The organism is Vibrio sp. 2132-1 (genome assembly GCF_033344315.1).
On the sequence record NZ_JAWPON010000249.1, the window covers coordinates 1 to 769 of the forward strand.

General features: G+C 43.3%; 1 pseudogene. It reads left to right on the forward strand.

The features are described 5' to 3' along the window. A pseudogene (locus R8N47_RS24735) lies at positions 1 to 769 on the forward strand (lytic murein transglycosylase); the annotation flags it as partial.

A 769-nucleotide genomic window follows, 5' to 3' on the forward strand; every position in this document is an offset into this window, starting at 1 on the left:
TGAATTGGCTAAAAACGTGTGTTATGCCGCTGCGTTATGTGCAGTGAGCATGACGGCAAACGCGTCGCTCAGCTTAGAAAAGCAGCGCGAAGTATATGAGCAAGCTCAAGATTTATTAGATAAGAATGACATTGACGGATACTTATCTATTCGTCCAAAAATTGCTGATTATCCACTGACTCCTTATGTGGATTACCGAACGTTCATCAGGCAGCTATCCATGAAATCACCACAACAAGTGGATGCTTTCATTAATGAGCATGAGGCGTTCCCTTTCTCACGTCGCATTCGTGCGCCTTATCTCGATAACTTGTACAAACAGAAAGATTGGAAAAACATCACTGAGTTTCAAAAAGTCATTCCAAGTGGTGAGCGTTATCAGTGTATTTTTTACGTTGCTCAGTTAAAGCAAGGCAAACAAGTTGCAGCCTTTAAAGGCGCAGAAGACATGTGGTTAAGCGGTTCTAGCATCGCGAGTGAGTGTGACCCGTTATTTAATGCTTGGGATAAAGCGGGTGGACGTACAGACGATTTGATTCTGCAACGCATGTTGTTGGCGTTTGATGCTCGTAACGGTAGTTTGATGGCTTATTTGCAAAAGCTACCAAGCTCTGCAAAAGCGAAACAACAAGCGCAAGAAATGAAAGCGTTGTTTGATAAACCTGCGACGGTGGCTGAGTTTGCTAAGAAAAAGCCAGCCAATGACTTTTATCGTGCTCAGAGTGAATATGCGTTAGAAAAGCTAGCTCGCATGGATGTCAATCAAGCT